Genomic DNA, 13,928 nt, shown 5'->3' with positions numbered 1-13,928 from the left:
ATAAACTAATTAATCACCTTTGCCATCGCATAGCCATATAGGTTAAATAAGCGCAGCTTTCGAGACCATTCCGGACATCTCAAAGGAAAGACCGTGCCGACGAAGCAGAATCGCATCTATGCCGCCCTGCGGGCTATCCCATTTGCCGTCGGTTTTTCCGCGGCCCTGCTGTCGGCCGCGTCGAATGCTGCTGCAAATCCCTATATGCTCGTCGATGCGACCACCGGCCGCGTGCTGGAGCATCAGGAAGCCTTTCGGAAATGGTATCCCGCCTCGCTGACCAAGTTGATGACGGTCTATACGACGTTCCGGGCCATCCAGGCCGGCCAGATCACGCTCGATACGCCCGTCGTCATGACGAAGCATTCGGCCTCGCAGCCGCCGGCCAAGATGTATCTGAAGCCGGGGGACAAGATGACCCTCGACAACGCGCTGAAGATGATGCTCGTCAAATCGGCGAACGATCTCGCCATGGCGATCGCCGAAACGGTTGGCGGCTCTGAAGATGCCTTCGTCGTGCGCATGAATGCCGAAGCCGCACGTCTTGGCATGAATACGTCGCATTTCGTCAATCCGAACGGCCTGCCGAAGAAGGGGCAGTATTCGACCGCGCGCGACCTTGCGATCATCAGCGTCGCTCTGCGCCGCGATTTTCCGCAATATGCCGGCTATTTCTCGCTTGAAGGCTTTACCAACGGTGTGAAGCAGGTTCCGAACATCAATCTCCTCATCGGCCGTTTCGATGGGGCTGATGGCATGAAGACCGGCTTCATCTGCGCCTCCGGCTTCAACCAGATCGGTTCGGCGACGCGTAACGGCCATACGCTTGTCGCCGTTGTCCTCGGCGCAAACAGCCTTGCGGAGCGCGCAGACGATGCTGCAAACCTGCTTGAGAAAGGCTTCACCACGCCATTTTCCGGCAACGACACGCTGCAGACGCTGAAGCCTTATGGCCCGGGACAGGATCAGGTTGCCGATGTTACTGCCGATATCTGCAGCGCCAAGGGCGCTCAGGCACGCAGCGAAACGCGCGATCCGACCGGCCGCATGAAGGTTCAATCGCCCTATATCCACGAGATGACGCATGAGCCGAATTTCGTCTATGCCGGCCTGATCGGCCAGACGGCCAACACGGCGGTGGCGACCCAGAGCGACGACAAGCCCGGTGATCACAGGGTGCTGATCAGCAGCGCCGGCGATACGACCGCAGCGTCTGGCGATACGGCCGATGTACCCATTCCGCTGCCACGTCCCTCGCGCTGATCGGATCTGAGATATGAGCGGTTTTCAGGAAAGGATCCCCGTCGCCATCCTGACCGGATTTCTGGGGGCGGGAAAATCGACGCTGCTGAACCGGATACTCAAGGATCCGGCCATGAACGAAGCAGCCGTGATCATCAACGAGTTCGGCGATGTCGCCATCGACCATCTGCTGGTCGAAAGCTCGGGCGATTCCATCATCGAGCTGTCCGACGGATGCCTGTGCTGCACGGTGCGCGGCGAGCTGGTGGATACGCTGGCAACGCTGATCGACGGCATTCAGACCGGCCGGTTGCGGCCGATCAAGCGCATCGTCATCGAAACCACGGGTCTTGCCGACCCGGCGCCGGTCATGCAGGCGATCATGGGCAATCCCGTCATTGCCAATAATTTCGATCTCGACGGGATCGTGACTGTCGTCGATGCGGTCAACGGCCTGCAGACGCTGGATAATCACGAGGAGGCGCGCAAGCAGGTGGCTGTGGCCGATCGCCTCATCGTTTCCAAGGCGACGCTTGCTGGCGCCGCCCCCTCCGATCAGCTGGTTGCCCGGCTGCGTGCCCTGAACCCTCGGGCCGACATCATGGATGCCGACAGTCCGGAAGCCGGGACGGCCGCGGTCATGGTCAACGGGCTCTATGATCCCGGCACCAAGATTGCCGATGTCGGGCGCTGGCTGCACGACGAAATGGCGGATGATGATCACGATCATCATCACAGTCATGAGGGGCACGATCACAGCGGCCATGACCATCACGCGCATGACCACCACGCACACGGCCATCGGCATCATCATCACCATGGTCACCGGCACCAGCACCATCACGACGTCAACCGCCACGACGCTTCGATCCGTTCCTTCTCCATCATCGAGGAGCAGCCGATCAACCCCGTCGCGCTGGAGATGTTCATCGACCTTCTGCGATCGGCCCATGGCGAAAAACTTCTGCGGATGAAAGCGATTGTCGCCGTTTCCGACCGGCCGGAAAAGCCTGTCGTGCTGCATGGCGTCCAAAACATCTTTCATCCGCCCGTGCGGCTGCCGGCATGGCCGAACCCCGAGGATCGGCGCACGCGCATGGTCCTGATCACCAAGGACCTGCCGGAGAATTTCGTGAAGGGTCTGTTCGACGCTTTCCTCAGCAAGCCGCGCGTCGACATGCCTGACAGGGCCGCATTGGAAGACAATCCCCTCGCCGTTCCCGGCATGAAATTCTGATAAAAATTTAGAATCTTGCCGCAATTCCGGACGCAAAACCGCTGCGGGCTTTTGCCGGAATTGCTTCAGCCCTTACGGATCAGGAAGCGATGGCCGCTTTCCGTCTTCTCGCTTTCGAGAAGCGAGTGGCCGTCCTCGTTGCAGAAATGCGGGATGTCGATGACGGCAAGAGGATCGCTGGTCTCGATCGCCAGCACAGCGCCGCTCTGCATGGATTTCATGCGCTTTCGTGTCTTCAGCACCGGCAGCGGGCATTTCAGCCCGCGTAGATCATAGACCTCGGTGTCGAGGCCGGGCATCAGCGTGCCCAGAATTTCCAGAAGGGCGGCTTGGACGAGGGCTGAGCCTGTGCGGTCTCGACAGGTGCCGTTGCCGCATAAGCCAGCGGGTTTTCCATCGGGATCGGCACGTCGGCCGGCAGCGTGGTCGAAGCCACCGCAATGGGGGCTCCAGCCTGCGCCGGAGCGTTCGACGCCGGGGCGCCAACGCGGCCGGTCTTGATGTTCGGGTTGGTCGAGCTTCCGACGGTCGCGCCGCTCGCAACCAGCTGGCCGGACTGCTTGGCCATCAGGTCTTCCAGATCGGCAACCTTCATCATCTTGCCTGCGGCAAGTGCGGTTCCAGTCGGGGCATAGGCGATATCATGGCCGGCGCGCTGCTTGGCGACGACCGCCTTGCGCTCGGCTTCGGTCGGATCGTACCAGGCCGTATCGTCATATTTCTTGATGAACTTGTCGTAGTCGGCCTGGTAGGTCTTGTCGTAGTTTGCAAGCGCGACCTGAAGTGCTGGAGGCGTCGACATATCGGCGGGGCACTTGCCGCTGGCATTGAAGCCGCCGTTCGCGGACTGCTGGTTGAAGACATATTTCTTCTCGCAGACGTCGACTTCTGGCGGACGCTTGGTCACCTCGAAATTGTCGTAGCCGACCTTCAGCATCTTCCAGAAATCATAGTTCGGGCTGAGCCGATGACGGACCATGTTCTCGGCGGTCATGCGGAAGGGGAATGCTTGCAGCTGCACCGTCTTTTCGCCGCCCTTGAAGGCGTCGCGGGCGAAAGCATAGATCTCCAGCACTTCCTGGTCGGTCATGGAGTAGCAGCCGGAGGACGAGCAGGCGCCATGGATCATCAGGTTCGCGCCGGTCCGGCCGTTCGCCGCATCATATTTGTTCGGGAAGCCGGTGTTGATGGCGAGATAGTATTTGGAGTTCGGGTTCAGGTTGGCGGGCGTCAGATTGTAGAAGCCTTCCGGCGCCTGCCGGTCGCCTTCCTTGACCTTGGGGCCAAGGCGACCCGACCATGCGCAGATATGGTATTCGGAAATCTTGTCGAAGCGATTGTCGGCCTTCGCCTTCCAGATCTCCATCAGACCTTCTTCCTTGAAGATCCGGATCATGATCGGCGAATTGCGGTCCATGCCCTTCTTGGCCATATCGGCGACGATATGGTCCGGAAGCGGCTGCTCGACCTTGTTCTTGACCGTGGACAGGTCCGTGTAGCTCGCTGAATCCAGCGTATCGTTGCAGCCGGCCAGAGCCAGCGCCATCAGCGAAACGTAGGCAAAGTAACGGATGCGCATTATGAATTAGCCCATAGACACAAGATCGGTCGCTCGATCCGCTCTGGATCCCAACTGCATGCAAAGCGGAATCATAGACCGTTTATACTTTACGATTCCTTATCAGCCTTTGCCGCCGACGCAACAGGACTGAAAAGCATTTCTTGATGAAATGCCCATGGATAACATTAATGTGGCCAAGATTTGGCCTCAATGTCGCTCAGCGTCGAGTTTGTCCAGATATCTGGGGGCCAGTTGGCATCGGCAGCCCTTAGAGATTGCGGCCCATGTTCAGGAATTTCTGGCGCCGATCGTTGCGAAGCTGCTCGCCGGTGCGGCCGGCCAATTCGCCGAGCGCGGTCGCGATTACGTCGCCGGTTGCGGCAATCACGGTTGCGGGATCGCGATGCGCGCCGCCGAGCGGTTCGGGAATGATACCGTCGATGACGCCGAGCGATTTCAGGTCTTCAGCCGTGATCTTCATGTTGGTCGCAGCCTCGCGGGCGCGGGTGGAATCGCGCCACAGGATAGAGGCAGCGCCTTCCGGCGAGATGACGCTGTAGATCGAATGTTCGAGCATATAGACGCGGTTGCCGGTCGCAATCGCGATCGCGCCGCCGGAGCCGCCTTCGCCGACGACAACGGATATGATCGGAACCTTGGCGTTCAGGCACATTTCCGTCGAGCGGGCGATGGCTTCCGCCTGGCCGCGTTCCTCGGCGCCGACGCCGGGATAGGCGCCTGCCGTATCCACCAACGTGATGACGGGCAGGCCAAAACGGTCGGCCATTTCAAGCACGCGGATCGCCTTGCGGTAGCCTTCGGGGCGGGCGCTGCCGAAATTGTGCTTTAGGCGCGTCTTGGTGTCGCTGCCCTTTTCCTGGCCGATGATGGCGACCGGCTGGCCACGGAAGCGGCCGAGGCCAGCCTGGATGGCTGCATCCTCGGAAAACTTGCGGTCGCCGGCAAGCGGCGTGAATTCTTCGAACAGGGCTTGTGAGTAATCGATGAAATGCGGTCGCTGCGGATGGCGCGCGACCTGCGTCTTCTGCCAGGCATTGAGCTTGGAATAGATATCGGCCATGGCTTCGTGGACACGGACTTCGAGCCTGCCAATTTCATCCGACGTGTCGATGCTCTCGTCTTCGCTGGCGAGCTTCTTCAACTCGTGAATCTTGCCCTCGAGATCCGAGATGGGTTTTTCGAAATCGAGATAATTGTGCATGAGGTGCGTTTCCGATCCTTTTGCGCCGGCGAAAATCTGCGCTTTCGCCTTTGTTGCCGGTCCTAATCCTGTTTTTTGGTCAGTTTGGCAAGAGGGTGATGCGATTGCACAAGTTGGTGAAGGCGTTCTTCCAACACATGCGTGTAGATTTGTGTTGTCGAAATGTCCGAATGACCGAGCAGTTCCTGCACGACGCGCAGGTCGGCGCCATTTGCGAGAAGATGGCTGGCAAAGGCGTGGCGCATAACATGCGGAGAGATCATCGAGGGCGTCAGGCCGGCACGGATGGCAATATCCTTAAGATCGCGGGCAAAGACCTGCCTCGGCAGATGGCCTTCCTTTGATGCGGCCGGGAAAAGCCAGGGGCTGTCGGGCACCGGTTCCTTGGCTGCGGCGTTTTCGGCCTCCTTCGCCCGGCCATAGGCCTTGAGTGCGGCAATTGCCGATTGGGACAGGGGCACGAGGCGCTCCTTGTTGCCCTTGCCGCGGATCATGAGGAAGCGACCTTCCTGCGCCAGCACCTTGGCGGGCAGGCAAACCAGCTCGCTGACACGCATGCCCGTCGCATAGAGAAGCTCCAGCAGGGCCAGCATGCGCATCCGCTGCATCTGATGCGCTCCCGGTTCGGCCGCTTCCTTCTCTGCCTGGGACAGCAGGCGGGTCACCTCGTCGACACCCATCGTCTTCGGCAGGGCGCGACCCTTCTTAGGCGCGTCGATGATGCCGGTGGGGTCGTCGGTGCGCAGGCCTTCGGCGTAGAGAAACTTGTAGAATTGCCGCATGGCGGAAAGCCGCCTTGCCTGCGAGGAGGGCTTGAAACCCTGTTTCGACAGACCGGAAAGATAGGCGCCGAGATCGCTCGAACCGGCATCCGTGATGCTGACGCTGCGCTCTGCCAGAAAACCGTGGAGGTCGTCGAGGTCGCGTTCATAGGATTGCAGCGTGTTGACTGCAGCGCCCCGTTCGGCGCTCATCATCTCCAGAAAGGCTTCGACATGGGCGCGCCCGAGATTTTTCATGGCGTCCTTTCCCGCGTCATGGCTTGACCGCGCCGGTTGGCGGAGGATTGACACGTTCGGGGGGAATACGAATGGTCACGTCGCGCGGCTGCGGCTCGACCAGGAGAACCAGCGCCCACATCGCCCCATAGATCGATCCGGCGATTACCGCGCAGATGATAAGGAAGCGGAAAAGGGTGGGCATTCAGCAGTCTCCTCGGTCCGTCATTTGCTCGGACATTACAATATAAGTTACGAACAACCTTTATCCGAAGGATATTGCGGACGAGTTTATGCCGCGGCGACTTGACGCTACCTGTGCATTTGACGATACCGTTTACAAACAAACTGTGAATGGGCCTATGACTGAACCAGTTCTGATCCTTGCCGAAAGCCTTAGAGACAGGGCGCGGAGCGCGTTGGGCCAGCGCAACCTCGTTTTGGTCGGCCTCATGGGCGCCGGCAAATCCTCGATCGGCAAGATTGTCGCGGGCCAGTTGAACATCCCGTTTGTCGATACCGATGCCGAGATCGAGCGCGTATCGCGGATGACGATTTCCGAGCTTTTCGCCTCCTATGGGGAGGATGAATTCCGGGCCTTGGAGGCGCGGGTCATGAAGCGGCTCCTAAAAGGTGGCCCGCGCGTGGTCTCGACAGGTGGCGGTGCCTTCATCAACGATCAAACCCGCCGGCACATCAAGCGCGGCGGCCTGTCGATCTGGCTGAAGGCCGATCTCGATGTTCTCTGGGAACGGGTCAACAAGCGCGATACAAGGCCGCTGCTGAAGACCGAGAACCCGAAACAGACCCTCGAAAATCTAATGAACGCGCGCTATCCGATCTATGCGGAAGCCGACCTTACGGTCCTGTCGCGCGACGTGAACAAGGACGCGATGGCGAAGGAGGTTCTTGCCGCCATCGTCGCCGGGAAACAGGAAAGCTTAGTTCCATGAATGCGATCACCTCCACTTCTGCCGAGCGCCTCGTTCACGTGCCGCTCGGCGAACGGGCCTACGATATCCTGATCGGCCCCGGCCTCATCGCAGGCGCAGGTAGGGAAATCGCCGCACGGCTGAAGGGGCGCAAGGCTGCAATCGTGACCGACGAGAATGTCGCGCCGCTTTATCTCGATGCACTGGTTGCGAGCCTGGAAGCAGCAGGGATTGCCGCGTCGAGCCTTGTTCTGCCGGCCGGCGAGAAGACCAAGAGCTTCGAACACCTGATGACGGTCTGCGATGCGGTTCTGGAAGCCCGCGTCGAGCGTAACGATGCCGTCATCGCGCTCGGCGGCGGCGTGATCGGCGATCTCGCCGGCTTTGCCGCCGGCGTTGTTCGGCGCGGCGTCCGTTTCGTGCAGGTGCCGACATCGTTGCTCTCCCAGGTCGACTCTTCCGTCGGCGGCAAGACCGGGATCAACACGCGTCACGGCAAGAACCTCGTCGGCGTATTCCACCAGCCGGATCTGGTGCTTGCCGACACCGACGTGCTGAACACATTGAGCGAGCGCGAATTCCGCGCCGGATATGCTGAGGTCGCCAAATACGGTTTGATCGACAAGCCGGAATTCTTCGCTTGGCTGGAAGCGAACTGGCAGCAGGTTTTTGCTGGAGGTGCTGCCCGCATCGAGGCGATCGCTGCAAGCTGCCAGGCAAAGGCGGATGTGGTCGTTGCCGATGAGCGCGAGACCGGACAGCGGGCGCTGCTCAATCTCGGCCATACGTTCGGCCACGCGCTGGAAGCCGCTACCGCCTATGACAGCAGCCGGCTGGTGCATGGCGAAGGCGTTTCGATCGGCATGGTGCTGGCGCATCAATTCTCGGCCCGGCTTAATCTTGCGAGCCCGGACGATGCCGGTCGCGTCGAGGCGCATCTGAAGGCGGTCGGTCTTCCGACGCGTATGGATCAGATACCGGGCGCGCTGCCGCCCGCCGAAGTGCTGATGGACGCGATCGCGCAGGACAAGAAGGTCAAGAGCGGCAAGCTCACCTTCATCCTGACGCGTGGCATCGGCCAGTCCTTCGTCGCCGATGACGTGCCTGCTTCCGAAGTCCTCAGCTTTCTCAGGGAAAAACATCCGAAATGACGCTCGAAGGCACAATTGCGGCTTTGATCGAATATTGGCCGGAGATCATTTCGATCGTCATCCTGGTGCTGCTGTCTGCCTTTTTCTCAGGTTCGGAGACGGCGTTGACCGCCGCGTCCCGGAGCCGCATCTACACGCTGGAAGCCAATGGTGACGAGCGGGCCAGCATTGTCCGGAAATTGATCGAGCGTCGCGACCGGCTGATCGGCGCGCTCTTGATCGGCAACAACCTCGCCAACATCCTGTCGTCTTCGATCGCGACCAGCCTGTTCCTCGGGCTCTTCGGCAATTCGGGCGTGGCGCTCGCCACCCTTGCGATGACGGTTATCCTCGTCATATTTGCGGAAGTGCTGCCGAAGAGCTGGGCGATCTCGACGCCCGATCGCTTCGCGCTCAATGTTGCAGGCACCGTCAATCTCTTCGTTGCCGTCGTTGGCCCGATATCGAGCTTCGTCAATGCCATCGTTCGCTGGCTGCTAGGCCTCTTCGGCATCAACCTTTCCAAGGAAGTGTCGATGCTTTCCGCGCACGAGGAGCTGCGCGGCGCCGTCGACCTGCTTCATCGCGAGGGATCTGTCGTCAAGGCCGACCGCGACCGGCTCGGCGGCGTTCTCGATCTCGGCGAGCTTGAGCTCTCGGACATCATGGTCCACCGCACCGCCATGCGCGCCATCAATGCCGACGATTCGCCTGAAGCGGTGGTGCGCAATATCCTCGAAAGCCCCTATACGCGCATGCCGCTCTGGCGGGGCACGATCGACAATATCATCGGCGTGATACATGCCAAGGACCTGTTGCGTGCGTTGGCCGAGCCGAATGTCGAGCCGGAAAACCTCGATATCGTCAAGATCGCGCAGAAGCCCTGGTTCGTGCCTGACAGCACCAATCTCGAGGACCAGCTCAACGCCTTCCTGCGCCGCAAGCAGCATTTCGCCGTCGTGGTCGACGAATATGGCGAAGTGCAGGGCATCGTGACGCTGGAGGATATCCTTGAGGAAATCGTCGGCGATATTTCCGACGAGCACGATCTCGATATCCAGGGTGTGCGCCAGGAAGCGGACGGCTCGATCGTGGTCGACGGCACGGTACCGATCCGCGACCTCAACCGCGCGCTCGACTGGGATCTGCCGGATGAGGAGGCGACCACCATTGCCGGCCTCGTCATTCACGAATCCATGACCATTCCCGAGGAACGGCAGGCCTTCACCTTCTATGGCAAGCGCTTCATCGTCATGAAGCGGGAAAAGAACCGAATCACCAAGCTGCGCATTCGTCCCGCCGATATGGAAGAGACGAAGGCGACGTAGCGCCTACCAGCGCGTCTGCTCGCCCGGTGCGGCCGGTTCGACCGCAAGCGCGTGCAGCCCCGCGTCGAGTTCCGGCTTCAGAAGCTCGGTGATCGCGCGATGGCGTGCGAGTCTTGGCATGCCGGTGAATTTCGCCGAAACGATCCTGACCCGCATGTGGGTTTCGCCTTCGCCCGTTATGTCGGGCTGATGCCCGGCATGCATGTGGCTTTCATTGATGACGGCCAGGCGTTCGGGCGCGAAGGCGTTGCGGAGTTTTTCCTCAATGCGGGATTGAAGTGTCATCGGCGGCACTCTCGTTGTTTTTGTCATTGGCGAAAACCGGGCACAAAGCCAGCAACATTCCCATTTGTCAATTCTTGTTGTGAAGCGCTCGCGGCCCCATAATTAGCGGCATGGGACTTGATTCAAAATATTTCGACCGCATCCGCACTCGCCGGAAGCGGGCGCCGGAAGCCGAGCAGGCCGCGCCGACGTGTCAGTGGGATGGCTGCGACAAGCCAGGGGTGCATCGTGCGCCCGTGGGACGGAATGCGGAAGGCCAGTTCTTCCTTTTCTGCTTCGAGCACGTGAAGGAATACAACAAGGGCTACAATTATTTTTCCGGCCTTTCGGACGGCGAGATCGCCCGCTACCAGAAGGAAGCGATTACCGGTCACCGGCCGACCTGGACCGTTGGCGTCAACAAGGCTGCCCGAAACAGCCCGCTTCAGTCAGACATCCGGTCGGGTTCGCATTCGCGTATTCGCGATCCGTTCGGCTTTGTCGCCGAGGGGCGTGGCAATGGGCCGCGCTTCGAGCCGCAGGCGCGCAAATTGAAGACACTCGAGGCGAAAGCCTTCGACACGATGGGCCTTGGCGCCAATGCGACCGCCAAGGACATCAAAACACGCTATAAAGAGCTGGTGAAGAAGCATCATCCTGACGCCAATGGCGGCGACCGTGGCTCGGAAGATCGCTTCCGTGAGGTCATCCAGGCGTACCAATTGTTGAAGCAGAACGGATTTTGCTAAACGGCGTCCTTGCTCTGCCGGTTAGATGAGGTATGGTCCAGATCGGCCAGGATTGCGAGGCAACCGAGGGGTAACCTTGTGCGTTCGCCTTTTCGATCCCGAGCCGACCTTCCGGACGTGGCGTTTCTTGTCCGGGACACTGTTTAGAATGCTCGGCAGTCCGGCTTTTGGCCGCATCGAGGTTTCGCTTCAGTCCCGGAGAAGAATCGCCAACGTCCCGACGTATCCGGTCGGGCGGACGACCGCCTGCGGGATACGGTTGCGAAACTGGATATGACAATACGGCCGGGTGGCGATCATCCGCCTTGGAGACATGATGAGCAAGATTGACCTTGATATTTCCGAATTGCCCGACACCACCGTTTCGGTACGGGAAGTCTTCGGGATCGATTCCGATATTCGCGTTCCGGCCTACAGCAAGGGCGATGCCTATGTCCCGGATTTCGATCCGGATTACCTTTTCGACCGCGAGACGACGCTCGCCATCCTGGCTGGTTTTGCCCATAACCGCCGCGTCATGATCTCCGGCTACCACGGCACCGGCAAGTCCTCGCATATCGAGCAGGTCGCAGCCCGCCTCAACTGGCCCTGCGTGCGTATCAACCTCGACAGCCATGTCAGCCGTATCGACCTCGTCGGCAAGGATGCGATCGTCGTCAAGGACGGTTTGCAGGTCACCGAATTCAAGGACGGCATCCTGCCCTGGGCCTACCAGCACAATGTCGCGCTCGTCTTCGACGAATACGATGCGGGCCGCCCGGACGTGATGTTCGTCATCCAGCGCGTGCTGGAATCCTCGGGCCGCCTGACGCTGCTCGACCAGAGCCGCGTCATCCGTCCTCACCCGGCCTTCCGCCTGTTTGCGACGGCCAACACGATCGGCCTCGGCGACACGACCGGCCTCTATCATGGCACGCAGCAGATCAACCAGGCGCAGATGGACCGCTGGTCGATCGTGACCACGCTGAACTATTTGCCGCATGATCACGAAGTGAACATCGTCGCCTCCAAGGTGAAGAGCTTCGGCAAGGACAAGAACGGCCGCGACACCGTCTCCAAGATGGTCCGTGTTGCCGATCTGACGCGCGCTGCCTTCATGAACGGCGATCTGTCGACCGTCATGAGCCCGCGTACCGTCATCACTTGGGCCGAGAATGCCGAAATCTTCGGCGATATCGCCTTTGCCTTCCGCGTCACCTTCCTCAACAAGTGCGATGAACTGGAGCGTCCCCTGGTCGCCGAGCACTACCAGCGCGCCTTCGGCGTGGAGCTGAAGGAAAGCGCCGCCAATATCGTTCTGGAAGCCTGAGAAGGCTGAAAGCAGATGGCAGGTCGCGGAGACAACTCGAAAGCTAAGCCGGGCGCACCGGTGGACATGGAGCCATTGCGCCGGGCGATTACCGGCTGCGTGCGCTCCATTGCCGGTGATTCCGAAGTGGAGGTGGCGTTCGCCAACGAACGCCCCGGCATGACGGGCGAGCGCATTCGCCTGCCCGAGCTCTCCAAGCGGCCAACGGCGCACGAGCTTGCGGTTACGCGCGGTCTCGGCGATTCCATGGCGCTCAGGCTCGCCTGCCATGACGATCGCGTCCACGCGACCATGGCACCGCAGGGTACGGACGCCCGGGTCATCTTCGACGCCGTCGAGCAGGCGCGTGTGGAATCGATCGGCGCGCTGCGCATGAGCGGCATGGCATCCAATCTCGCGGCGATGAATTCGGAGAAATATTCCAAGGCGAATTTCTCCGGCATCGAGCGGCAGGAAGATGCGCCTATCGGCGAAGCCATGGCCATGATCGTGCGCGAGAAGCTGACCGGCCAGAAGCCGCCGGCAAGTGCCGGCAAGGTGCTCGACCTCTGGCGGCCATTTATCGAGGACAAGGCCGGAAAGCAGCTGGACAATCTGACCGGCGCCATCAACGACCAGCAGAGCTTTGCCAAGGTCATCCGCAACATGCTGTCCGCCATGGAAATGGCGGAGGATTACGGCGACGACGATCTCGACGAGAACGAGGAAGAGACCTCGACCGACGAGGATCAGCCGCGCGGCGAGGAACAGGACCAGGAAGACGTCGAGGAAGATGCCGGCGATGATGCCGCTCCTGCCGAAGATAGCGAGCAGTCGGAAGAGCAGATGGAAGACGGCGAGCAGGACGGCGCCGAAATCTCCGACGACGATATGCAGGACGAGGGCGAGGACGATTCCGAGACGCCTGGCGAAACCCGCCGTCCGAACACGCCTTTCTCCGATTTCAACGAAAAGGTCGATTATCACGTTTACACCGAGGAATTCGACGAGACGATCACGGCGCAGGAGCTGTGCGACGCCGCCGAGCTCGAGCGCCTGCGCGCCTTCCTCGACAAGCAGCTGGCGCATCTGCAGGGAGCTGTCGGGCGTCTTGCCAACCGCCTGCAGCGCCGCCTGATGGCGCAGCAGAACCGGTCCTGGGATTTCGACCTGGAAGAGGGCTATCTCGACCCGGCGCGTCTGACGCGCATGATCATCGACCCGATGCAGGCGCTGTCCTTCAAGATGGAACGCGACACCCAGTTCCGCGATACGGTCGTGACGCTGCTGATCGACAATTCAGGTTCGATGCGCGGGCGGCCGATCACTGTCGCCGCCACCTGCGCCGATATTCTGGCCCGTACGCTCGAGCGTTGCGGTGTCAAGGTCGAGATCCTCGGATTTACGACCAAGGCCTGGAAGGGCGGTCAGGCGCGCGAGAAATGGCTCTCCGGCGGCAAGCCGCAGACGCCGGGCCGTCTCAACGACCTGCGCCACATCATCTACAAGTCGGCCGACCAGCCGTGGCGGCGTTCGCGCACCAATCTGGGCCTGATGATGCGCGAAGGCCTGCTCAAGGAAAATATCGACGGCGAGGCGCTGATCTGGGCGCATAACCGCCTGCTCGCCCGCCGCGAACAGCGCCGCATCCTGATGATGATTTCGGATGGTGCGCCGGTCGACGATTCGACGCTGTCGGTCAATCCGGGCAACTATCTCGAGCGGCACCTGCGCGCCGTCATCGAGCAGATCGAGACGCGCTCTCCGGTGGAACTGCTGGCGATCGGTATCGGCCATGACGTGACGCGCTATTATCGCCGCGCCGTGACGATCGTCGATGCCGATGAGCTGGCAGGCGCCATGACCGAGCAGCTGGCCTCGCTCTTCGAGGACCAGTCGAGCCTGCCTCGCGCCGGCCGCATGCGTCGCGCAGGCTGACGCCTCTACCGTATTTCTTCGCATCGGCCGCCCGGCCGA

General features: G+C 60.7%; 14 protein-coding genes. 8 read left to right on the top strand and 6 right to left on the bottom strand.

The features are described 5' to 3' along the window. The first annotated feature begins 93 nt into the window (after positions 1-93). Together DTW90_RS12305 and DTW90_RS12300 are read left to right on the top strand one after the other, a co-directional pair. Entirely contained in the window at positions 94-1,263 is a 1,170-nt protein-coding gene (locus tag DTW90_RS12305; RefSeq protein ID WP_132521845.1) for a D-alanyl-D-alanine carboxypeptidase family protein, read from the top strand. Between the two features lie 13 nt (positions 1,264-1,276). Further along, positions 1,277-2,479, top strand: a complete 1,203-nt coding sequence (locus DTW90_RS12300; RefSeq protein WP_149338642.1) for a GTP-binding protein — start codon at positions 1,277-1,279, stop codon at positions 2,477-2,479. A 65-nt stretch (positions 2,480-2,544) separates the two neighbouring features. Here the strand turns inward: DTW90_RS12300 and DTW90_RS12295 are convergent, their stop codons facing one another. The 5 genes from DTW90_RS12295 to DTW90_RS37110 form a co-directional block, all read right to left on the bottom strand. After that, entirely contained in the window at positions 2,545-2,778 is a 234-nt protein-coding gene (locus tag DTW90_RS12295) for a sulfurtransferase TusA family protein (protein ID WP_149338640.1), read from the bottom strand. Continuing rightward, positions 2,778-4,058, bottom strand: coding sequence for a murein L,D-transpeptidase family protein (locus DTW90_RS12290; protein WP_149338638.1), 1,281 nt, complete (start codon positions 4,056-4,058; stop codon positions 2,778-2,780). Before DTW90_RS12290 ends, DTW90_RS12295 begins: the two co-directional genes overlap by 1 nt. A gap of 250 nt (positions 4,059-4,308) precedes the next feature. Continuing rightward, positions 4,309-5,262 (bottom strand): acetyl-CoA carboxylase carboxyltransferase subunit alpha, encoded by a 954-nt coding sequence (locus tag DTW90_RS12285; protein ID WP_149338636.1) that lies wholly within the window; start codon positions 5,260-5,262, stop codon positions 4,309-4,311. A 62-nt stretch (positions 5,263-5,324) separates the two neighbouring features. Then, the gene (gene xerD, locus DTW90_RS12280; RefSeq protein WP_149338634.1) at positions 5,325-6,281 is read right to left on the bottom strand and encodes a site-specific tyrosine recombinase XerD; all 957 of its coding nucleotides are present in this window, start codon (positions 6,279-6,281) and stop codon (positions 5,325-5,327) included. Positions 6,282-6,297: 16 nt separating this feature from the next. Next, positions 6,298-6,465 carry a hypothetical protein gene (locus DTW90_RS37110; protein WP_165927797.1) on the bottom strand — a complete coding sequence of 56 codons (168 nt, stop codon included), beginning with the start codon at positions 6,463-6,465 and terminating at the stop codon, positions 6,298-6,300. Between the two features lie 157 nt (positions 6,466-6,622). On the opposite strand from DTW90_RS37110, the gene DTW90_RS12275 reads away from it, so the two are divergent. From DTW90_RS12275 to DTW90_RS12265, 3 genes are read left to right on the top strand one after another with little or no spacing between them, the layout of a single operon-like run. Continuing rightward, positions 6,623-7,213 (top strand): shikimate kinase, encoded by a 591-nt coding sequence (locus DTW90_RS12275; protein ID WP_132521833.1) that lies wholly within the window; start codon positions 6,623-6,625, stop codon positions 7,211-7,213. Next, positions 7,210-8,343 (top strand): 3-dehydroquinate synthase, encoded by a 1,134-nt coding sequence (gene aroB / locus DTW90_RS12270; protein ID WP_149338632.1) that lies wholly within the window; start codon positions 7,210-7,212, stop codon positions 8,341-8,343. Before DTW90_RS12275 ends, aroB begins: the two co-directional genes overlap by 4 nt. Continuing rightward, positions 8,340-9,650, top strand: a complete 1,311-nt coding sequence (locus DTW90_RS12265) for an HlyC/CorC family transporter (protein ID WP_149338631.1) — start codon at positions 8,340-8,342, stop codon at positions 9,648-9,650. Before aroB ends, DTW90_RS12265 begins: the two co-directional genes overlap by 4 nt. 3 nt (positions 9,651-9,653) lie before the next feature. Here the strand turns inward: DTW90_RS12265 and DTW90_RS12260 are convergent, their stop codons facing one another. After that, complete coding sequence (locus tag DTW90_RS12260) at positions 9,654-9,935, bottom strand: BolA family protein (protein ID WP_132521827.1); 282 nt, start codon at positions 9,933-9,935, stop codon at positions 9,654-9,656. Between the two features lie 110 nt (positions 9,936-10,045). Here DTW90_RS12260 and DTW90_RS12255 point away from each other — a divergent pair, with 110 nt between their 5' ends. From DTW90_RS12255 to cobT, 3 genes are all read left to right on the top strand, one after another. Continuing rightward, complete coding sequence (locus DTW90_RS12255) at positions 10,046-10,663, top strand: J domain-containing protein (protein WP_149338629.1); 618 nt, start codon at positions 10,046-10,048, stop codon at positions 10,661-10,663. A 316-nt stretch (positions 10,664-10,979) separates the two neighbouring features. After that, on the top strand, positions 10,980-11,972 hold the full coding sequence (gene cobS / locus DTW90_RS12250) for a cobaltochelatase subunit CobS (protein WP_132521823.1): 993 nt from the start codon (positions 10,980-10,982) through the stop codon (positions 11,970-11,972). A 15-nt stretch (positions 11,973-11,987) separates the two neighbouring features. Continuing rightward, positions 11,988-13,889, top strand: coding sequence for a cobaltochelatase subunit CobT (cobT, locus tag DTW90_RS12245; protein WP_149338627.1), 1,902 nt, complete (start codon positions 11,988-11,990; stop codon positions 13,887-13,889). Positions 13,890-13,928 lie beyond the last annotated feature (39 nt).

This window comes from Neorhizobium sp. P12A (assembly GCF_008365395.1).
Classification (GTDB): Bacteria; Pseudomonadota; Alphaproteobacteria; order Rhizobiales; family Rhizobiaceae; genus Rhizobium.
Note: the sequence above shows the minus strand (reverse complement) of the source record. Positions and strands in the feature narration are given on the sequence as shown.

What these genes read in the sequence shown, in the direction of transcription:
- aroB (WP_149338632.1), top strand. Translation starts at nt 7,210, where the DNA reads ATGAATGCGATCACCTCCACTTCTGCCGAGCGCCTCGTTCACGTGCCG.
- DTW90_RS12295 (WP_149338640.1), bottom strand. Translation starts at nt 2,778, where the DNA reads ATGCCCGGCCTCGACACCGAGGTCTATGATCTACGCGGGCTGAAATGC.
- DTW90_RS12300 (WP_149338642.1), top strand. Translation starts at nt 1,277, where the DNA reads ATGAGCGGTTTTCAGGAAAGGATCCCCGTCGCCATCCTGACCGGATTT.
- DTW90_RS12265 (WP_149338631.1), top strand. Translation starts at nt 8,340, where the DNA reads ATGACGCTCGAAGGCACAATTGCGGCTTTGATCGAATATTGGCCGGAG.
- DTW90_RS12260 (WP_132521827.1), bottom strand. Translation starts at nt 9,935, where the DNA reads ATGACACTTCAATCCCGCATTGAGGAAAAACTCCGCAACGCCTTCGCG.
- DTW90_RS12275 (WP_132521833.1), top strand. Translation starts at nt 6,623, where the DNA reads ATGACTGAACCAGTTCTGATCCTTGCCGAAAGCCTTAGAGACAGGGCG.
- DTW90_RS12285 (WP_149338636.1), bottom strand. Translation starts at nt 5,262, where the DNA reads ATGCACAATTATCTCGATTTCGAAAAACCCATCTCGGATCTCGAGGGC.
- DTW90_RS12290 (WP_149338638.1), bottom strand. Translation starts at nt 4,058, where the DNA reads ATGCGCATCCGTTACTTTGCCTACGTTTCGCTGATGGCGCTGGCTCTG.
- cobS (WP_132521823.1), top strand. Translation starts at nt 10,980, where the DNA reads ATGAGCAAGATTGACCTTGATATTTCCGAATTGCCCGACACCACCGTT.
- cobT (WP_149338627.1), top strand. Translation starts at nt 11,988, where the DNA reads ATGGCAGGTCGCGGAGACAACTCGAAAGCTAAGCCGGGCGCACCGGTG.
- xerD (WP_149338634.1), bottom strand. Translation starts at nt 6,281, where the DNA reads ATGAAAAATCTCGGGCGCGCCCATGTCGAAGCCTTTCTGGAGATGATG.
- DTW90_RS12255 (WP_149338629.1), top strand. Translation starts at nt 10,046, where the DNA reads ATGGGACTTGATTCAAAATATTTCGACCGCATCCGCACTCGCCGGAAG.
- DTW90_RS37110 (WP_165927797.1), bottom strand. Translation starts at nt 6,465, where the DNA reads ATGCCCACCCTTTTCCGCTTCCTTATCATCTGCGCGGTAATCGCCGGA.